The 21794-nt window shown below is 45.0% G+C and carries 10 protein-coding genes; 8 read left to right on the top strand and 2 right to left on the bottom strand.

What is annotated here, in order from left to right:
- The first annotated feature begins 45 nt into the window (after nucleotides 1–45).
- From GKD17_RS21460 to GKD17_RS21470, 3 genes are all read left to right on the top strand, one after another.
- A complete protein-coding gene (locus GKD17_RS21460; protein ID WP_007833763.1) occupies nucleotides 46–909 on the top strand; it encodes a RhuM family protein in 864 nt (287 codons plus the stop codon).
- A 2-nt stretch (nucleotides 910–911) separates the two neighbouring features.
- Nucleotides 912–1967 carry a tRNA 2-thiouridine(34) synthase MnmA gene (gene mnmA / locus GKD17_RS21465; RefSeq protein ID WP_007833764.1) on the top strand — a complete coding sequence of 352 codons (1056 nt, stop codon included), beginning with the start codon at nucleotides 912–914 and terminating at the stop codon, nucleotides 1965–1967.
- A 147-nt stretch (nucleotides 1968–2114) separates the two neighbouring features.
- The gene (locus GKD17_RS21470; RefSeq protein WP_007833767.1) at nucleotides 2115–3677 is read left to right on the top strand and encodes a sulfatase family protein; all 1563 of its coding nucleotides are present in this window, start codon (nucleotides 2115–2117) and stop codon (nucleotides 3675–3677) included.
- An 802-nt stretch (nucleotides 3678–4479) separates the two neighbouring features.
- Here the strand turns inward: GKD17_RS21470 and GKD17_RS21475 are convergent.
- Both GKD17_RS21475 and GKD17_RS21480 read right to left on the bottom strand, forming a co-directional pair.
- Complete coding sequence (locus tag GKD17_RS21475) at nucleotides 4480–6459, bottom strand: alpha-L-arabinofuranosidase C-terminal domain-containing protein (protein ID WP_007833780.1); 1980 nt, start codon at nucleotides 6457–6459, stop codon at nucleotides 4480–4482.
- Nucleotides 6460–6482: 23 nt separating this feature from the next.
- Nucleotides 6483–8018: an arabinan endo-1,5-alpha-L-arabinosidase gene (locus tag GKD17_RS21480; protein WP_007833782.1), complete on the bottom strand. Its 1536-nt coding sequence runs from the start codon at nucleotides 8016–8018 to the stop codon at nucleotides 6483–6485.
- 269 nt (nucleotides 8019–8287) lie between these two features.
- Here GKD17_RS21480 and GKD17_RS21485 point away from each other — a divergent pair, with 269 nt between their 5' ends.
- The 5 genes from GKD17_RS21485 (at nucleotide 8288) to GKD17_RS21505 (ending at nucleotide 21790) form a co-directional block, all read left to right on the top strand.
- Nucleotides 8288–12514, top strand: coding sequence for a two-component regulator propeller domain-containing protein (locus tag GKD17_RS21485; RefSeq protein ID WP_007833784.1), 4227 nt, complete (start codon nucleotides 8288–8290; stop codon nucleotides 12512–12514).
- Nucleotides 12515–12646: 132 nt separating this feature from the next.
- Nucleotides 12647–14575, top strand: coding sequence for a glycoside hydrolase family 97 protein (locus GKD17_RS21490; protein ID WP_007848153.1), 1929 nt, complete (start codon nucleotides 12647–12649; stop codon nucleotides 14573–14575).
- A 431-nt stretch (nucleotides 14576–15006) separates the two neighbouring features.
- The gene (locus tag GKD17_RS21495) at nucleotides 15007–18216 is read left to right on the top strand and encodes a SusC/RagA family TonB-linked outer membrane protein (protein WP_032935907.1); all 3210 of its coding nucleotides are present in this window, start codon (nucleotides 15007–15009) and stop codon (nucleotides 18214–18216) included.
- A 19-nt stretch (nucleotides 18217–18235) separates the two neighbouring features.
- Nucleotides 18236–19987 (top strand): RagB/SusD family nutrient uptake outer membrane protein, encoded by a 1752-nt coding sequence (locus tag GKD17_RS21500; RefSeq protein ID WP_007833787.1) that lies wholly within the window; start codon nucleotides 18236–18238, stop codon nucleotides 19985–19987.
- Nucleotides 19988–20011: 24 nt separating this feature from the next.
- Entirely contained in the window at nucleotides 20012–21790 is a 1779-nt protein-coding gene (locus GKD17_RS21505) for a bacterial Ig-like domain-containing protein (RefSeq protein ID WP_032935909.1), read from the top strand.
- Nucleotides 21791–21794: the final 4 nt, after the last annotated feature.

The following is a 21794-nucleotide window of genomic DNA, read 5'->3' on the forward strand; positions in this document are numbered from 1 at the left end:
AGTCTGATTTATATTTGCTAGCTTTGTACCCCAAAAATCGAACACATGGAACAACAAGGAGAAATCATACTCTACCAGCCGGATGAATCGGTGAGGATGGAAGTGCGCATTGAAGATGAAACAGTGTGGCTGACTCAGGCACAAATTGCAGAGTTATTTGAAACCAAACGCCAAGCTATTACCAAACATCTTAAGAATATATTCCAAAGCGGCGAGTTGAACGAAAACTCAGTATGTTCCATTTTGGAACTAACTGCCTCGGATGGCAAGTCATACAAAACCAAAACATACAATTTGGACGCTATCATTTCTGTAGGCTATCGTGTCAACAGCAAAAATGCCACTTTGTTCCGCCGTTGGGCAAGCCAAGTTTTAAAAGATTATTTATTAAAAGGTCATGTCATCAACCAACGCATCAGCAACCTTGAACAAAGGGTGGATGCAAAGTTTCTTTCTTATGATATGCAACTGACCAGATTAAATGAGAAAGTAGATTTTTTTGTCCGCACCTCTCTCCCTCCGGTCGAAGGAATTTTCTTTGACGGACAGATTTTCGACGCATACGCTTTCGCCACGAACCTTATCAAATCCGCCAAGAATTCCCTTATCCTGATAGACAACTATATAGATGAAAGCACACTTCTCATGCTTTCCAAACGCACAACAGGAGTAGATGCCACCATCTATACACAACGAATCACACCGCAACTTCAACTAGACCTTACCCGACACAACAATCAATATCCACCTATAAACATAAGAACCTACCGCCAGGCACATGACCGTTTTCTTATTATAGACCAATCCGACGTATATCACATCGGAGCCTCTTTGAAAGATTTGGGAAAGAAACTATTTGCCTTCTCCAAAATGGATATCCCAGCATCTATCCTCACAAAACTGCTATAAAGATGAAAGAAGCAGAACCCAATAATAAAGTCCTACTAGGCATGAGCGGAGGAACAGACAGTTCCGTAGCCGCCCTTCTATTGCAGGATGCAGGATACGAGGTAACCGGCATCACCTTCCGTTTTTATGAAAAAGGAAATGATACAGAGTATCTGGAGGATGCCCGCACTTTATGTGAACGTCTGGGCATCCCCCATCTCACATACGATGTTCGTGGCACCTTCCGGAAAACCATCATTGACTATTTCATCAACGAATATATGGCAGGTCATACCCCGGTTCCCTGTACTTTATGCAACAACTACCTGAAATGGCCTCTTTTGAAGAGAATATCCGATGAAATGGGGATCTATCACTTCGCTACAGGACATTATGTACGCCGACGCCTCATCAATGGATACTATCACATCACTACCGGTGCCGACCCGGATAAAGACCAATCCTTTTTCCTATGGGGGCTGCCACAAGAAATCCTGCAACGTATGCTTCTCCCTATGGGCAACCTGACTAAAGCCCGTGTCCGTGAGATCGCGGCAGAGCGTGGTTTTCTGAAAGCCGCCCATAAACGGGACAGTCTGGGAGTCTGCTTCTGCCCCATGGACTACCGCACATTCCTGCATAAGGAATTGCCTGAAGGAAGTATCCTACCGGGTAAATTCTTCGATGAAATGGGGAATTTTATCGCACGGCACAAAGGTTATCCTTTCTATACCATCGGCCAGCGGAGAGGATTGGACATAGATCTTAACCGAGCTGTCTTTGTCAAAGAAATCATTCCGGCAGAAAACAAAGTCATACTAAGCGACTTGAAAGCACTGGAAAAAACAGAAATGAGACTGAAAGAATGGCGCATCACCAATCCCGCTTTATTACTAAATAAGGACGACATCATCGTCAAAATACGCTATCGGAAACAAGCAAACCGCTGCACAGTAACCCTGCAACCGGATAACACCCTGCATGTACAACTGCATGAGCCGCTGACAGCCATTGCCCCGGGACAAGCAGCCGCTTTTTATAGGGATGATGTAGTACTGGGTGGGGGCATTATCATCTAATTCCAGACACTTTCAAATCATATTTCGGCCCTCTTTTTTGCTGCTTCAAGATTTTCTTGATAACTTTCCGTCGTTTTTCACCTTCAGGTCGAGAAACCGGAAAGTGAAAATAGAGATGTATCCGAATCAAACCTTAAATAGATAGAGATGAAAAGTAGAAATTATGCAGGCATATCCTTACTTGCCTCATTAGCCGCTTGTAACTCTGCAACAGCAGAAACCGTTCAAAAAAACAGTACGCAAGACCCGAAAAAGCCCAATGTTATCGTTATTCTGGCAGATGACCTGGGATATGGAGATTTAAAATGTTACGGAGCCAAGAATGTAGAAACTCCCCATGTTGACAAACTGGCATCGGAAGGCATCCGTTTTACTAATGCACATACTGTAGCCGCTACCAGCACCCCATCCCGCTACTCCTTGCTGACAGGAGAATATGCATGGCGCAGACCGGATACGGATATTGCCGCAGGAGATGTAAAAATGATTATCCGTCCCGAACAATACACCATGGCAGATATGTTTAAAAGTGCCGGATATGCTACAGCCGCTATCGGCAAATGGCATCTGGGACTAGGAGACAAGACAGGCGGACAGGATTGGAATGCTCCTTTACCAGCCGCTTTGGGTGACTTAGGCTTTGACTATCACTATATCATGGCCGCTACAGCCGACCGTGTACCTTGTGTATTTATAGAAAACGGCAAGGTAGCCAACTATGATCCGTCCGATCCTATAGAAGTGAGTTACACCAAGAACTTTCCGGGAGAACCGACCGGAAAAGATAATCCCGAACTACTGTATAACCTACATCCCAGCAACGGACATGACATGTCCATCGTCAATGGCATCAGCCGCATCGGATTTATGAAAGGGGGTGGAAAGGCACTTTGGAAAGATGAGAACATTGCCGATTCCATCGCCGTTCATGCCATCGATTTTATCAAACAGCATAAAGACGAGCCTTTCTTTATGTATTTTGCGACCAATGATGTACACGTTCCCCGTTTTCCTCATGACCGCTTCCGTGGAAAGAATCCTATGGGACTACGCGGAGACGCAATCGCCCAATTCGACTGGACGGTAGGCCAGCTGATGGAAACATTGGACCAACTTGGACTAACTGAAAACACGCTGATTATTCTATCCAGCGACAATGGGCCGGTTGTAGACGACGGATATAAGGACAAGGCAGAAGAGCTGTTGAACGGACATACACCTTCCGGTCCATGGAGAGGGAACAAATACAGCGCTTTCGAGGGTGGAACAGCCGTTCCGGTCATCGTCCGCTGGCCACAGAAGATAAAAAAGGCAGGAGACTCGGACGTATTAATGTCACAGATTGACTGGCTAGCCTCTTTAGGAGCTTTGGTCAACGCCAGATTACCTAAAGGCAGCGCTCCGGACAGCTATGACCGTTTAGGGAATTTGATAGGAACCGATAAGACAGACCGCCCATGGATTGTGGAACAATCCATGAACCACACGTTGTCCGTCCGTACCAAAGACTGGAAATACATTGAACCGAATGATGATCCGACCACTTTCATGAAGGCAGAAAAAATAGAGACCGGAAACCTGAACGTCCCCCAGTTATATGAAATGGAAAAGGTGAACGAACAAGAGAATGTAGCAGAAAAGTATCCTAAGAAAGTATTTGAGTTGCAGACAATTCTGAGGCAAGTACGCAATAAGAGAATAAAGATGTAAACAGGACTCATCCAATAAGAGGATATTTCAAAAGTTCGAAGTAACTATCAAATGTTCCACCGTAGGGGCAGACCCATGAGTCCGCCCCTACAACATAACGACAACAAAAATCACTTTTAACACATTTACATAAAGTACAAAAACATTCCGTCACAGCAACTCACTCATTACCAACCACTTTCTGTGTAATAGTCTTTCAAATCCTCCTCAATCGGTATGCCGGTGACGAAATAAATCTGCTTCGGGGATTCTCTCGGACAGAATGTAAAATCACCCCCTCGTTACCTCCCGGCAACTCGTAGGCATCATAAGAACCTATTCTCATCTTATCTTCACCTCACTCCATTTGATATTTCACCAAGGTGAAGCAATTATTCCACCTAGGTGAAAGCGGCTGTTCACCTAAGTGAAGCTACCTCTTCACCTTAGTGAATCAACGAACGCACCCGAACAAAAATACGCCTTATGACGCTCCCCTGCAAGGGAACAACCGTAGCTATGACACAGGAATTAGAACAACCGATATCCGTCAAACCAGATTTGGCAGCAGAAAATGGCAAACCGTTTCAGGGGGATTTAGAATGTATTTGCACAACATATCACTGATTTACAGCAAAATGCTGCGCATAATCCAAGATGATAATATACGTATAATCAAAAAAAACTCCCTTGGTACAACCAAGGGAGGCAGGTATACATTTCCTTTAAAAGTTCCGGATGCAGTTGGGATTATAAAGCAGCCCTTCGGCTGCTTTATGTTTCTCTATCCTCTGTGTTAGTATTTAAAAGAATGATTCATCTTTTACTTATTACTTGCCTTAACAAACTTATAAAGCACGAAAGTCTTCGGCGCCATCTCTACATTCAGTACATTACCCTCAACCGTAGCAGCACTTTCTTTCGGAGTGATGACATTCGGATGCTCTACCGTGTTATCTTTATCCAAATCGGCAGACTGGAGTGTGATGCATTTACCTTCCACAAGTTTATCACTCTTCTTCAACCCGTTGAAAGTCAATGATACTGGCTGTGTCTGCTCCGAAGTATTGGCAATTTTCACGATATAAGCCTTTTCATCCTTATCCCATACGGCACTGGCAAACAGACCATCCTGTCCTTCCTGACCACTCACAGCTTTTTTATCCATAGTCAGGGGCAACACATGAGTACCTTTGTTATGAGCATAAAGCTGCTGCACATAGTAACTACAAGTACGAACCGAGTTCAGATTGTCAAACCAGATCAAATCCGGACGCCATTGCCATCCTTCCACATGGGCAAACAAAGGCGCATAAGTAGCCATGTGCACCACATCAGCATTCCGTTCCAGTCCGGTCATGAACGCAGCTTCCATTAAAGCAGCGTTAAAATGGTTCCATTTCTTGCCTTTGCCATGGCAGGCATATTCTCCAGCAAAGACCTTCGGTCCTTTGCGGTCGTAATTGTCATAACGGTTGCCTTGTGCCAGGAACCAGCTTTCGGGACGATAGAAATGCTCATCCACCAAATCCACTTTCAGATTTTTCATTTCCGGCCATAAGTAATCAAAGTCTTTACCTTCAGACTGAGGTCCCGAACTACCAACAATCTTGATTTCAGGATGAGCCTTACGAAGCACCTCGACAAACTGTTTCAGACGTTCCGGATATTCCGGTCCCCATTGTTCGTTACCAATGCCCAAGAATTTCAAGTTAAAGGGAGCAGGGTGTCCCATATCCGCACGAACTTTTCCCCAAGTACTTGTGACATCGCCATTAGCAAACTCAATCAGGTCTAATGCATCCTGTATATACGAATCAAGCTTTGACAGGCTGACCTGCTGGTCGGGGTCATTCTGATACTGACATATCAATCCGCAGTTCAGAATAGGCAGCGGTTCGGCGCCTATATCCTCCGACAACTGGAAATATTCAAAGAAGCCCAGTCCGTAGGTCTGGAAATAATCAGGGAAGAAACGATGCTTGAACGTATAATGCCAGCGGTTTTCATTCAACGGGCGATTCTCTACCGCACCTATTGTTTTTTTCCATTCGTAACGGGTAGCCTCATCCGTACCTTCTACAATACAGCCGCCGGGAAAACGGAAAACACCGGGTTTGATATCATATAAAGCCTGCACCAAGTCTTTACGAAGACCGTTCTTACGCTCTTTCCAAGTATCTACAGGGAAAAGAGAAACATGTTCCAGATCCACTGTTCCCGCACTTTCAAGGAAAATACGAAGATGAGCCTTGGGCTCCGTTCTCGGCGATTTCAATATCACCTCATATTGTTTCCAATCCTTCGAATTCACTATCAGTTCTTTTGACTCAAAAGCCTGACGTTCCTCCATCGTATCATTTTTGATCAATTCAATACGAAGTTTCTGGTTCTCACCACGTGCCCATACGGAAAAGCGATACTCAGCCCCTTCCTTGACACCTATGCCGAAGAAACCTTCGTTTTCAATTCCTGTGTGCTTTTCCCTGTGTCCGGAATTACCCAGACGGACGTAATGCGGATTTCGCTCGAACGGCCCGTCGTCCATCAAGGTCACATTGCCGAAAATATTCCAACCCATAAAACGTTGCGGGAATTCAAATGAACGGTTCTTTATCAGTTCGGCATACAAGCCTCCGTCCGCCCCATAATTAATGTCCTCAAAGAACAAACCATACATGGTTGGTTGTATTTCCGCACCTAATTTATTGGTCTGCACGACCATGTTGTGCGCATTCTGTGCATGTAGCGCTACTCCGGCAGCAAATACCCATGCTGTGAATAGAGTTCTGTGTAATTTCATGATAGTAATATTATTGATTTTTATTAGTCAATTCTCTTTCCCCACACAGAATGCCCTTGAGCATCCAGGCCGGTAAAAAGAATGGTTTCTGTTTCATTTTCCCAATCGTGTCCGGCAAAGATAATCAAATTGTTAATATCTTCTGTGGCTGTTTTTATAGTAAGAAGTTGTTTTTTAACATTAAAATCCCAAGTTGCATCTCCAACACTGCCATCTGCTTCCAAAACAACACGGGCAGATAACGCCTGCTCCCCATTTCGCAAGTCCCCTTCACCCCACAATATTTGTCCAGCTTCCAAACTACGTTCCAAAGGCGGTTCCTGAATACGGATAATTTCCCACTCACCTACCAAATCTTCTTTAGTGAAAGAACGTGGAGCAGTACCTGCATAGCGTTCGGGAGAAACCACAGGCCATCCATTCACCGTAAAGAACACTTCGCGCACATGCAAATCCATCAACTGGTTCTGGGGGGAAAGCCGTCCCTGATGGACCATAAAATAACGGCCGTCACCGGCATCAATAAGACCGCAATGAGCCGTTCCCGCCCATCCCGGATGATTTTCGAAGCGGTAAGGAGCTGTCAATATAGGAACATTATTCGTTGTATCTTTTATATCCTCTCCGTAGAAATCCACAAAAGGCCCTTCGGGAGAACCGGAATAAGCGACACGTACATTATAGGTAGTCATCAGCGGATCGTAGGATGTAAACAGATAATATTTGCCAAGTTGGGGTTGATACATGATTTCCGGCGCTTCCAAGTTATCTTTCCGGTAATTGGCCCGGCGTGCTATCAAGTGCCCATGATCCTCCGGCTGCATAGTCATTCCTGTTTCGGGATTCAGTTCCACACAGTACAGACCACCGAAATAAGAGCCATAGTGCATCCACCACTTTCCGGTTTCCGGATCCTCAACCACAGAAGGGTCTATGGCATTCATCGCATCCCCTTCTCCTGTCTTAACCACACACCCTTTCTGTATCCAGGGACCTTCGGGAGAATCCGACTCGGCCATACCGATATAGGATGTATTCCTGCCGAATGCCGAAACACAATAATACAAACGATAAATACCCTGATAAGGCATCAGATAAGGAGCCCAGATATTAGTCGCCCCTTTTCCCTCCGCCTGACTATGAACCCATTCTATAGCCGGAGCAGGAATCTCGGGAAAAGCCCAGCCCACAAAATCCCAATGTACCAATTCTTTTGATTTGCGTACCTGGACAAAACCCAGAGGCACATTCTTCTCTTTCGCCTCTTTCCGGTTCTCAGCAAAAATAGCATCGGTAGAATACAAATAATAAGTATCTCCTATTTTTTTACAAGCCGGGTCGTGTACATTATATGTTCCCCACTGCTTGTAATTCTCCATAGATGAAAGAGCGGTATAATCATCAGCCCAAGGATTGGGAGAAGGAACAGGCACGAAAGCCGTAGGTGCACTGCATGATACCAATATCCCTACGGTCAACAAGCCTAAACCGACCAACCTATTTATTATTAACCTTTTCATGTCCATGAATAATCTTTGAGGGAAAAATTGCTGTTTCATAGTATTTTTTTATTATGTGACCATTTGCTAATGTACTAATTTGCCAATGACATGCGGCATATAACGCAGCCAACTGTCACATTGACTAACTATTATTAATGCAAATATAACTGCAATCAAAAGCTCGCCAGGTGGACAATATCGCTTAAAGGGTGGACATTTGTGCAGCAGAGGGATAAAAATGATTTATTTGTTTTTGAGGAAAAACGAAAAGGTATATCTTTGTATAAGTAACGGTATATTCTTACGTCATTAATGAACAACACACTATGAAAAAACATTGTTTTCTATTCGCTCTGTTCATCTTTTTATCTAGTCTGTATATGCAAGCTGAAGGAACAGCCGGAAAATGGTCCGAACGTTATAATTTCACTGCCATTACGATGGATGAAGGACTGCCTCACAACTTTGTGGATGATATATTGAAAGACAGTCAGGGCTTTTTATGGATCGCTACCCGCGGGGAAGGAATCGCCCGTTATGACGGTTATGAATTCACCGCCTTCCATATGGGAAACACCCGTATCAAGCTACGAAGTAACTTTATAAACAAACTGTGTGAGGATAACTTCAAGCGTATTTGGGCTGTCAGTGAAATGGGTATTGACATACTGGATATACAAACCATGCAGACAGTACAAGTCACTGATATGAAAGACAAACTTATTTCACTGTGTAACCGCCCCTCTCATCTTATTCTCCATAGCAAAGCGGGAAATATTTGGGTTTGTTCGGAAAACAATTTATTCAAAATTACCTTTGACAAACAAGGAGATATAAAACAAATCATTAAAACATGCGAAGTACCGGCAGGAGAATCCATCCGGACTATTTGTGAAGTAGAAGACTATCTCTGGATAAACTACAAAGACGGTATCTACCGCATCAAAGAATCGGCTATGGAAGTACAGGAACCCACATTCATTTCATCTGCCCTTCAATTACCCGGTGTGTCCATACAAGTAATCTGCCGGAAAGAAAATGAAATTTGGATTGGCAGCGCACAAGGCCTTTTCCGATACAATATGGATACGGAACTGATGAAGCATTATATGTATGATCCGAATGACAATAGTTCGCTTTCCCAAAACTTTATCACAGACATAGCAGAAACAGGAGAACATACCATGCTGGTTGCCACCCTAAAAGGTATAAACCTTTATAATGCGTTGACAGACAATTTTGAGCGGATAAATAAAGATACCGGAGAAGGAGAAATCGTACAAAACACATTAAACTGTGACTTCGTAAACTGTCTGCTGACCGATGGTGATATTATCTGGGTAGGCACCGAAGTGGGAGGTCTGAACAAGATGAGCCGCCGGATGCTGTTCGTACAAAACTATTATCATACTCCCGCCATTCCCGGAAGTCTTTCCCAAAATCCCGTCAATGCCATTTATGAAGACCCGTCGGGTGTTTTATGGGTAGGAACCGTAGAAGGAGGTTTGAACCGGCGGGCTCCCGGCAGCAACACTTTTGAGCACTATACTACCGATGCACCCGCCCACCTAAGCCATAATACCGTCAGTTGCTTTACCAGCGATAACGATGGAAGACTTTGGATGGGAACTTGGGGAGGAGGCATAGGATGGATAGATATGAAAAATCCGCAGAACAAACAATTTCACCACATAGAAATACCCGAATGCGGAGACTTCTCATGGGGATGGGCCGGAAGTATCTGCTATGACCACTTGAATAATGCCATCTGGGTAGGAACCAGTATCAATATCTATGTTTACGATTTGAAAACACAAACGCTCACCGAACCATTCAAGGGCATGAACCTAGGTGGAATTGAAGGTTGTACAGGATACTACATAGATAAGGATAACCACCTGTGGCTGGGACTTACAGAAGGACTTTGCCGAATAGATTTAAGCAGTTTGAAAACCCCTAGACTGATTTATCAACTCTGGAGGATCAAGCTAGACGAACCGGAGTCAAAGTTAAAGGAAAGGGTAACCTACATCACCCAGTCTAAAGACGGAACCCTTTGGATAGGCAGCAACGGATATGGTTTCTACAAATCCTCACCAACAGAAAACGGAGAATATACCTTCCGCTCCTTCACCACCGAAGACGGACTGATAAACAACAGTGTCCGCTGCATATCGGAAGATAAAGAAGGGTATCTTTGGATTACCACCACCAACGGACTCTCCCGCTTCAATCCTAACAACAACAGCTTCTTCAACTATACCCGGAAAGACGGGCTATTATCCAACCAGTTCTATTGGAACGCAATATGCCGTGCCGCCAATGGAGATTTATATATAGGAAGTACCAAAGGACTGTCTGTGGTCAAGCCGGTCATAGATATAAACCCGAAGGAAGCTGTTCCCTTGGCGTTTACCCATGTCCGTGTGGCAAATAAAGAGCGATTGTACACAAACGGTACCTTACAGTTACACGAACGCGACAAATCTCTCTATATTGAATTTGCCGCATTGGATTATGATGCATCGACATTTGCCAATTATTATTACCGCTTGAAAGGATTTGACGACAAATGGATAAAAGTACCGGCCAACAGACGACAAGCCGCCTATACCAATCTGCGTCCCGGCAACTATACTTTCGAACTGCGTTATGCACCCGACGGCAAACAATGGCTGGAAGAAATGGCAGAACTCCACATTGCCGTATCACCTTATTTCTATAAAACCATCTGGTTCATTCTGTCCATATTGGTTCTTCTATCTTTCCTTATATATAAGGTATTATCATGGAGGCTTCGTTCGTTAAAAGAACAACAAGAAATACTCCACATCAAAGTAGAGGAACGTACCCGTGAACTGGAAGAACAGAAAAAACTGCTTTCCACTCAGGCAAGCGAGCTCTATCGTCAAAACCAACTATTAAAACAGCAAAACGAAAAAATAACCAAACAAAAAGGGCAACTGATCCAAATGTCAAAAAAGGTGCAGGAATTGACGGTTGACAAACTCGCCTTCTTCACCAATATCACCCATGAATTCCGTACTCCGTTGACATTAATCGTAGGACCTATAGAAAGAGCATTGAAACTAAGCTACAATCCTCAAGTCATTGAACAATTACATTTTGTGGAGCGCAACTCAAAATACCTGCTCTCACTGGTCAACCAATTAATGGACTTCCGCAAAGTAGAATCAGGGAAAATGGAAATTGTCCGCAACCCGGGCAATTTTGCCAAATTACTCAATGAACTACTAGTACCCTTCGACGCATATGCTTCCGAAAGAGGAATAACCATCGAACGTCGCTTCCGCCTTCCTTCATGTGAAATAATGTACGATGAGGATGCCATGCATAAAGTGATTGTCAATTTAATAGGAAATGCTTTGAAATTTACCCCCAAAGGAGGACAAATTACCATCTATGCCACCCCCCTCCGCCAGGAAGAGCAGGAAAAGTTATTCATCTGTATTCGGGATACAGGACCAGGACTTCCCGAAGAAGAGATAGACAAAGTATTCAACCGCTTCTACCAATCACAAAATAAGACGCATTCCTCTATCAACGGACAAAGCGGGACTGGAATCGGTCTCTATCTATGCAAACGAATTGTCCAGTTGCATGGAGGTTCAATTTGTGCCAAGAATAATCAGAGCAAAGGATGTTCTTTCCGTATTTTACTTCCTTTGCAATATGCCGATGCGGACAGTCTGCCCACACCAACAGAGCAAGTTAAAGAACCGGTCGACTCTCCGATGACATTGCAACCTGCCACCAATGGAAAACTGACGATTCTGGTAGTAGAAGACAACAAAGATATGCGCGACTATATCCGTTCCATTCTGACCGAATATTATAACGTACTTGAAGCATCCCAAGGTGAAGAAGCATTGACTGTGCTCCAATCCCAAAACGTGGATTTTATTGTTAGCGACCTGATGATGCCTGTCATGGATGGCATGGAACTGTCCCGCCGGGTAAAATCCAATTTCGCCATCTCACATATCCCCTTCCTGATGCTCACAGCCAAAACATCCAACGAATCGCGCATTGAAAGTTTCCGTATAGGTGTAGACGAGTACCTTTTAAAACCATTTGATGACACTTTGCTGCTGGCCCGGATATCCAATATACTGGAAAACCGCAAACGTTTCCAACAAAAGTTCTCATACAGTATGGACGTGGATGCACTGAATATCGAAAAAGAATCCAGTGACAAGAAGTTCCTGGACAAGGCGATGCAGATTGTGAAAGAAAACTATAAGAACTCCTATTACGAAATAAGCGATTTCATCGAAGCAATGGGGGTAAGCAAAAGTTTGATGAACAAAAAAATGCAAAATCTGACGGGACAGTCTGCCGGACAATTCATGCGTAACTACCGGCTGAATCTTGCGCGGGAACTTATTATCCGTAACCGGCTGACGCACAATATGAATATATCTGAGATAGCATACGAAGTAGGATTCAATGATCCCAAATACTTCACACGCTGCTTTACAAAACATTTCGGAACAACACCCAGTTCGATGATGGAGAATGGAACCGACTGACTTATTCCAGAGCGTAAAATGAACGGATTGTATACCATAAATGCTCCGTTTTTCTACGCTCTCGTTTCGCTAAATAAATTATCTTTGCCCTACATTATAATAGCATATTTAATACCCATGAAAAAACAATTTATGACTTGGCTGCTTGCCATCACTACAATGTCAGCTTTTGCTCAACAAGCTACAGTTACAGGACCCGACTCCTTTTTAAGAGTAAATGTATCCGTAAAACAAGGCATCCCCGTTTATTCCGTCACCTATAAGGACAAGACCATCCTGGAAGATTCACCTTTAGGTTTCATTGCCAATGTGGGGGACTTCAGCCGGGATATGACTTTCACCGGACAAAAAGAGAATAAAATAGATAAAACCTATACACAAGACCGTATCAAACAATCACAAATTCATTATCAAGCCAATGAACTTACATGCACCTTTACCAATAAAGAAAAGAAAAATATAAATATAATATTCCGCGTAAGCAACAACGATATTGCTTTCCGCTACGAAATGCCCAAATATGGCGATACAGGAAGCATAGTGATAGAAAAAGAAACGACAGGTTTTGACTTCCCATCCTTCACCACTACTTTCCTGTGCCCGCAAAGTGACGCCATGATAGGTTGGAAACGCACCAAACCCAGCTATGAGGAAGAATATAAGGCTGACGCTCCTATGAATGTACGTTCACAATATGGGCACGGTTACACATTTCCTTGTCTGTTCCATGTAGGAGAAAATGGCTGGGCACTTATCAGTGAAACCGGAGTAGACAGCAAATACTGTGGCTCACACTTAAGCGATGCTACTGCCGACGGACTTTATACCATCGCTTTCCCCATGCCCGAAGAAAACAACGGTAACGGCACGGCATCTCCCGGCCTTGCATTGCCCGGTTCCACTCCCTGGCGTACTATTACTGTAGGCGAAAACCTAAAGCCGATTGTAGAGACAACGATTCCATGGGATGTCGTGGAACCTCTTTACCCAACGGAGCATACATACAAAATGGGACGCGGAACCTGGAGCTGGATACTTTGGCAAGATGGAAGCATCAATTTCGATGACCAGAAAAAATATGTAGACCTCGCCGCCGCCATGGGATATGAATATGTATTGATAGACAACTGGTGGGATACCAACATCGGCCGTGAACGTATGAAAGACTTCATAGACTATGCACACAGCAAGAAGGTTGATGTATTTTTATGGTATAGTTCCAGCGGCTACTGGAATGATATAGTGCAAGGTCCTACCAATTATATGGACAATCCCATTATCCGTAAAAAGGAAATGAAATGGCTGCATAATATAGGAGTAAAAGGAATCAAAGTAGACTTCTTCGGAGGTGACAAGCAGGAAACCATACGTCTGTACGAAGCCATCCTGAGCGATGCGGATGATCATGGACTGATGGTCATTTTCCACGGCTGTACCCTTCCTCGCGGATGGGAGCGTATGTATCCTAATTATGTAGGAAGTGAAGCCGTGCTCGCATCGGAAAACCTGATTTTCCAACAACATTTTTGCGATGAAGAAGCATTTAATGCCTGTCTACATCCATTTATCCGCAACACCATCGGTTGCATGGAGTTTGGTGGCACATTCCTCAACAAACGCCTCAACCGCAACAATGACGGCGGAAGCATACGCAAGACCACTGATGTATTCCAACTGGCAACAGCCGTTTTATTCCAAAATCCTATTCAGAATTTTGCGTTGGCGCCTAATAACCTGACCGATGCCCCTCAAGTTTGTTTGGATTTCATGAAGCAAGTTCCCACCACATGGGACGAAACAAGATTCATTGACGGCTATCCGGGCAAATACGTAGTACTGGCACGCCGGCATGCCGATCAATGGTATATAGCCGGAATCAATGCACAAAAAGAACCGCTGAAATTAAAGTTGAACCTTCCCATGTGTACTAAAGGAGATAAAGTGATGCTTTATCAGGACGATAAAAAACTAAATCCTCATGCTGAAGAGATAACATTAAAAAAGAATGATGAAGTCAGCATTACGATGCAGGCGGAAGGAGGATTTTTACTTGTGAAATAATTCCTTTCAGAGAATTGTATTTTATCCCTCATGTAGCCGGACAGTCCTTCATCAGGTTGTCCGGCTACATGATTTTTTATAAAAAAGCCTTCTCCTGAGCCTATCTCACCGCCTCCAAAAGACATAAACTATAAGCGAAATAAATACATTTTTTCCCATTATTCATTCGTCCACCCTATAAAACCGTTTGTCCACCCCTGTTTACGGCATAAATTTTACTTTTGTCATGCAATCGGTACTCAACTTTCGGAAGAGACCCCTGCTTTTAAAATTTAATCCTAATCTTAAATATTATGAAGAATAGCTCCAGCATATTTATAAACTCTGTGGTTTGTCTACCTAGAGTATTCAACATTGGATTGTACAATAATCCAACATCTCAATTCAATATATCAGCAACAATTTAATCTACTAATTTAATACTTAAAAAAATGAGGAAACATTTATTATTTTCCGTAATGCTTAGTCTGTGTGCTATGGGTGGCATGATGGTGTATTCCACACCTGTTATGGCTACCGTGGCACAATCTCCGACTATCAAGGTTCGCGGTCAAGTTATCGATGAACAAGGTGAACCCCTCACAGGAGCTACCGTCAGAATCAAAGACGGACAAGGCGGAACCATTACCGATGTGGACGGAAACTTCCAATTGGAGGTTGCCGGTAACGCTATCCTTTCGATAAGCTATGTAGGCTACAAGGATCGTGAAGTAGCTGTTCGCAATCGCGCCATCATTGAATCCATCCAATTGCAACCCGACAATCAGATGCTTGAGCAGGTAGTTGTCATCGGTTATGGTACACAGAAGAAATCCGACTTGACTGGTTCCGTAGCCGTAGTAGATGCGGAAGCCCTGAAACAGACATCCCATTCCAATATCTCCACCATGCTCGAAGGTAAAGTATCAGGCGTACAAGTCACCTCCGACGGACAGCCCGGTGCCGACCCTACTGTCCGCATCCGTGGTGTCGGATCTTTCGGTGACACTTCTCCTCTTTATGTTATCGATGGTGTTCCTATGGGTACTTCCATCCGCGATTTTTCTTCAAACGATATTGAAACCATCCAGATCCTAAAGGATGCATCAGCCGCTGCCATCTACGGTTCGCGCGCCGCCAACGGTGTGGTCATCATCACTACCAAACGCGGTCAGAAAGACCAACCGCTGAAAGTAGACTACAATGGCTACGTGGGTATGGACTATATCCCCAGTAATATCTATGATGTAATGGATGCCGACCAATACAGCCAATACATCGGTCAGGCATGTACCAACTCCAACACTCCGCTGCCCGGCGGTTACAAGCTGGACAGTACCACCGGAAAATATCATTTCCAGGACAACACCAATACCAACTGGTTTAAAGAAGTATTCAAAACAGGTATCCGTCAGAATCACAATGTGAATCTCTCCGGTGGTGGCGCCCACAACACCTATAATGTTTCATTAGACTACTACAACCAGAAAGGAACACTGGAAGGCGCCGGTCCTAATTACGAACGTTACACGGCACGTGTCAACAACACGATGGACACCAAATTCATCAAGTTCCATACCAGCCTTGTCTACTCTCACTCCGATCAAGACAACATGGGGTTGTCAAACGCTTCCGAATACGTTCAAGGTCTGTATGGCGACGTAACCAATGTGCTGCGTGGTACTTTGCTGATGCAGCCCACCATCAAAGCCTATGACAACTCTACTTGGGTACTTGACAATCTGGTAGGTATCGCCAATAACTTCAACTATGACTCTTACGGCTATGGTGTTTACTACGATACTGTACATGGTGACATTTCGGCTTCCAACCCCTTGCTAGTCAACAATCTGCTGAAGCGCAACACCCGCGTGGACCGCTTCGTAGGAACAGCTTCCGCCGATGTGGATCTCCTGAAGATGATTGGCGTTGACAGCAAGAATCACAAGCTCAACTATAAAGTCAATCTCTCTTACAGCAAAACCCATTGCAAGGACTTCACCTGGATTCCCGCATGGGTACAGAGCAATCGTGTCTATCTGGCCAAGAGCAACGAACGCCTCACCAAGGCTAGCCGTTCTTATGCCGATGCTTTGATTGAAAACGTGCTGACTTATGATGCTACCGTCGGCAAACACCATTTTAACCTGGTAGCCGGCCAGACTTACGAAGAAGAAAACACCGACCTGTTGACAGGCTGGGGCGTCAACTTCACCGAGCCTTACTTCCTGCAACTTCAGAATGCCGCCAACACTTATGCCGAAAGCTTCGAATACAAACACACCATCCTCTCTTACATCGGGCGTATCAACTACAACTACGATGACCGTTACCTGTTCTCGGCAACCGTGCGCCGCGACGGCAGTTCCCGCTTGTCCAAGAATATCCGTTGGGGTACTTTCCCCTCCGTATCTTTAGGATGGCGTTTTGACAAGGAAACTTTTTTCCCTTTCAACAGAAACATTGTCAACATGTTCAAGGTACGCGCCAGCTATGGTGAACTCGGTAACGAAAACATCGGTGAATACATGTATCAGGCTGTAATGGCACGTAACAACATGACTTATAGCTTTGGTAACACACCCATCACCGGTTCTGCCATTTCTACTTTCGTAGACAATAACCTTTCTTGGGAAAAGAAGAAAAGCTACAACGTAGGTATCGACCTCGCCTTCTTCAACAACCGTTTGGAATTCACCGCTGAATGGTACAAAAATACCAGTGAAGACCTGCTGTATGCCGTTCCAGTTCCTGAGCAAGCCGGTGTATCCAACACCACTGTAACGATGAATGCCGCCTCGATGAATAACTCAGGTTTTGAATTTACGACTACCTACCGCAACCGCGACCACGACTTCAAATATGAAGTGTCAGCCAACTTGAGCACCATCCGTAACCGCGTAACCTCATTGGGCTTCGGTACCGATTCATATATATCCGGTGCCTACATCACCAACGTAGGTGAAGAAATCGGTAAGTTCTACGGATGGGTTTATGACGGCATCGCCCGCACACAAGCCGACCTGGACAACCATGCCACACAAGAAGGTGCCCAGATTGGTGACTGCCTCTATAAGGACGTAAGCGGTCCCGACGGAAAGCCCGATGGAAAGGTGGATGCCTATGACCAAGTAGTACTGGGCAGCGGTATGCCTAAGATCAACTTCGGTTTGAACGCCCGCTTTGAATACAAACGTTTCGATCTGAGCATCGCTACGTTCGGTGCACTCAACTATCACGTAAGCGATGATATCCACAACTCTCTGAACTCCTGCTACGGCTGGGGCAACAAAGATGTAGCCATGCTTGACGCGAACCGTTTCAGTGAAGACGGCAGTACCTATCTTTCCAACGTGCCACGTACCTATGTTACCAACAGTGCCAGCTTGGCCTGGAACGATCTCTTCAGCGACCGCAAAATTCAGAACGCAGCTTATTGGAAAATTGCCAATATAGAATTGGGCTACAACTTCCCCAACGAATGGTTTGGCAAATACATATCCGACGTACGTCTCTATGTATCAGCACAGAACTTACACACATTCACCGGGTACAAAGGTTATAATGTAGACTATGCAGGAGGTACCTTCACACCGGGATATAACTTCTGTTCTTATCCTACCGCACGTACCTTCATGTGTGGTGTTCATTTCACTTTCTAATCACTAAAAACATAACAATATGAAACTCAATAAATATGCATTGGCTCTCATTTTGGGATTAGGCACATTGGCTTCTTGCAATGATAATTTGGAGCTGCTGAATCCCAACCAGCAAACCTCAAACACATTCGGCTTCAATGCCGATGATTTGGAAGAGAGCGTTATTGCCGCCTATAACCATATCCGTATGGAAGGTTCTTACGCCCGTGTAGGCTACACCATCGACGTGTGTCGTGGTGATGAAGCATGGAACTCATCACAAGTATGGTATCTGCCTTTCGATGACCTGAATGCGGAAGTAACCTCGGACATCACGTGGTGGCCCTGGCGCGAATGGTACTATACCATTAATGTATGTAATTTTGCCATTTCCCGTTGCGATGAAGACAACAGCCAGCTTTCCGAGAAAATGAAACACATCAAAGGACAAGTACTCTTCCTGCGTGGCCTGTCATACTACAATCTGGTTGGTTATTACCAGAACCCACCCCTCATCACAGATTATGCTACCTATTCTTCATTGGATGGACTTTATACCGGCAACAGCACATACGATGCCGTACTCGACCAAGTGGAAAGTGATTTCAAAGAAGCCATGGAATTGTTACCCTCACGAGATCAAGGTGGTGAATGGGAAAAAGGACGTGCCACCTGCGGTGCTGCAGCCGGCTACTATGCCCGTGCGCTCATGACACGCCATAAATTCAAAGATGCCCTTACTGTGCTGAAAGACATTATCGGCAAGAAATATGGTACTTATGAACTGATGGATAACTATGGCGACAACTTTCGTGAAGGTCCTGCCTATGAGAACAACAAAGAAAGCCTTTTCGAAGTGCAATTCCTCGACTTGGAATCACAAGGAACCGATGACGAGTGGACTCCGGTGAACACCAGTCCGAATGCCACCCAAGGTTCGGCCATCGAGAGTAACTTCGCTCCCGGCAATTATGGTGGTTGGGCAGACATCTCGGCATCCCCGTGGCTCTACCATCTCTTCAAAGCTGAGCGTACAACTGACGGGAAACTCGACCCACGTCTGTACTGGACCATCGGTACTTATGAATCCGACTGGGAAGATTTCGAGTTCGGTAATGTAGCTTATACGAACAAGCTTACAGCCACTGACAACATCGTAACCAACAACACATACGGTGGTCTGCCCATCGCCAAGTTCACAAACCTTCGTACCGGTCTCTATAGCACGGTTATTACAGGTTTGCACGATGGAATCAACTTGCGTCTGATGCGTTACTCCGATGTGCTGCTCCGCGCCGCCGAATGTGAAAACGAAGTCAACGGCCCCACACAACAGGCCATCGACTGGATTAACGAAGTGCGCAACCGTGCTGACTTGCCCGACCTTGAACTGGCTGACTTCCCTGCAGCCGACAAACTCTTCGAGCAGATTGCCAATGTGGAGCGTCCGAAGGAATTCGGGTGCGAGTTCGGACGCGGATTCGACCTTATCCGCTGGGGATTCTTCTATAAAAATGACCGTTTGCAACAACTCAAGGAACACAGCGTCGTACGCCGTTCTTTAATCGGAACCAAGGACCCTGTAAACTACAACGATATCGCAACCGATCCCGAACTGAAAAGTTCTTTCGACACTTACTTACCCGGACACGAATTCCTGCCCATCGTACAGCAGTTGTTGAACAAGAACCCCAATTTGAGTGGTAACTCCGCCAACTTCAGCACGGACAACTCTACTTATTTCAGTGAAAATGGATGGACAGTTCGTCCGGTTGTTGACTTAAGCAAATAAACAAACCTATTAAAATTTAAGACAATGAGAATACTCAAAAAATTAGTATACGTTTGCTGTTCCATCACCTTGGGGTTGATGGCATTGTCAAGCTGCGAAGGTGGCGAGTTATATGATGTAAACGCCCCTGACTGGATCTCCGAGAAAGTGGACTCTATAGCAGATTCAAAGAAAGAGCCGGAAGAAGAAGTACTGGAAGGTATGCAGGAAGATGTCTACTCCTTCGGTAACACAGACTACACCTCCGGTTTCTGGACAGCTTTCTCCAAGTATTACGTCGTGCCCGACGGGCAGAAATGGCATGGGGTGTTCAATCTCAACATCAATCCCGCCGACAATACCTATTATAAAAACTTCGCCCTCGTCATTACCAATGATACAGACCGTGGAGGAGAAGGATATACGGAATATGGTGCTTATCGTTTTGACACTACAAACGATACTTTGGCCTATAACTCCCAATGGGGTTCCCATCTTTTTTTCAAATACACATCCAGCACACTGATGCTGTCACCCGTTGATAATCTGGACGAAACTGTACAGAAATTGGGCGGCAAAGTGACACTCACCGTAGACCGAACCAGTGAAAATGCCTTCTCTATCAAAATCCAGAACGCCTCGGCAACCAAAACCTACAAACAGCCGTACAAGTTACCCAATCTGAATATAGACAAGAGCAATACCAACATCCGCTGTTTCCTAGTACCTGAAGGCTCTTATATCAACTTCTTACAATCAAACATCATTCCTATCGGTGGCCTTACTTCTGCCGAGGACAAGAATCCGCTCTCGATGGTACTGCAAAATGTACCCGATCAGGTCAATGCCGGCACTTCACTCGAAGAAGCCGTGGTCGGTATTACTGCCGTCGTCAGCTTCGAAGAAGGGGTGACTAAGACCGTAACCGCCGAAGAACTCCAGTTCACCGCCATCCCCAATATGGAAGAACTGGGTACGAAGACACTGGTAGCCATCTATAACAAGACCTTCAAGGGTGAGAATTGCAACTTGCCGGTGGTAGCCAATGCTACGTTTGAAGTAGTGGAAAAGATTGTATCCATCCAAGTGACGGCTCAACCTACACATACACAATATTACTATTATACTTCGGCTGCAACCGAAGCGATGACGGATCGTACGCTGGCATTCCTTCCGGAAGGATTGAAAGTAACGGCTACTTATGCCGACGGAAGCACCCAAATTATTGACAACACACAACTCAGTTTCTCTGCCATTGTCGCCAAAGCCGGTACACAGACCGTAACCATTACTGCCGATGAAGCTACCGCTACCGTAGCAGTTAAAGTGGCCGAATCAACAGTTTCCACTGTCAGCAACTCTGCAGACATTCTGGGAACCGAAGACAATACAACGGAGTGGTGGACTGTCTTTTCTGACAATTTCAACGTGCCGACCGGTGAAACTAAGTCCATCAGCTTCACCAATTACACCAGCCTGGCTAATAACTGGAGCAACTTCGCTGTCGTTCTCCGCAAAGCCGATCTTGCCGAATATGCAGTGGTACGCGCCGACAACTATGGATGGGGTGCAGGATACGATGGAAATGCCAGCCTCGTTCACAACGGTACACAAGGCGACTGGGCTACTTGGCTTGCCGATATGAACGGAGCCAAAGTCACCGTCTACGTGACCAATTGCGGCAATGGTACAACCGACATTCAGGCGGTAATGGAAGGCACTTCAGGTACCTCCTATGCCCAATACTATTTAGGGATCAACAAAGTAGATATGAACGACTTGAACTTCGCTTTAACGATTGAAGGCGGACATCTCGTCTTCTAAGCCG

The organism is Phocaeicola dorei (genome assembly GCF_013009555.1).
Lineage (GTDB): Bacteria > Bacteroidota > Bacteroidia > Bacteroidales > Bacteroidaceae > Phocaeicola > Phocaeicola dorei.

What these genes read in the sequence shown, in the direction of transcription:
- GKD17_RS21480 (WP_007833782.1), bottom strand. Translation starts at nt 8,018, where the DNA reads ATGAAACAGCAATTTTTCCCTCAAAGATTATTCATGGACATGAAAAGG.
- GKD17_RS21500 (WP_007833787.1), top strand. Translation starts at nt 18,236, where the DNA reads ATGAAACTCAATAAATATGCATTGGCTCTCATTTTGGGATTAGGCACA.
- GKD17_RS21490 (WP_007848153.1), top strand. Translation starts at nt 12,647, where the DNA reads ATGACTTGGCTGCTTGCCATCACTACAATGTCAGCTTTTGCTCAACAA.
- GKD17_RS21460 (WP_007833763.1), top strand. Translation starts at nt 46, where the DNA reads ATGGAACAACAAGGAGAAATCATACTCTACCAGCCGGATGAATCGGTG.
- GKD17_RS21470 (WP_007833767.1), top strand. Translation starts at nt 2,115, where the DNA reads ATGAAAAGTAGAAATTATGCAGGCATATCCTTACTTGCCTCATTAGCC.
- GKD17_RS21485 (WP_007833784.1), top strand. Translation starts at nt 8,288, where the DNA reads ATGAAAAAACATTGTTTTCTATTCGCTCTGTTCATCTTTTTATCTAGT.
- GKD17_RS21495 (WP_032935907.1), top strand. Translation starts at nt 15,007, where the DNA reads ATGAGGAAACATTTATTATTTTCCGTAATGCTTAGTCTGTGTGCTATG.
- mnmA (WP_007833764.1), top strand. Translation starts at nt 912, where the DNA reads ATGAAAGAAGCAGAACCCAATAATAAAGTCCTACTAGGCATGAGCGGA.
- GKD17_RS21505 (WP_032935909.1), top strand. Translation starts at nt 20,012, where the DNA reads ATGAGAATACTCAAAAAATTAGTATACGTTTGCTGTTCCATCACCTTG.
- GKD17_RS21475 (WP_007833780.1), bottom strand. Translation starts at nt 6,459, where the DNA reads ATGAAATTACACAGAACTCTATTCACAGCATGGGTATTTGCTGCCGGA.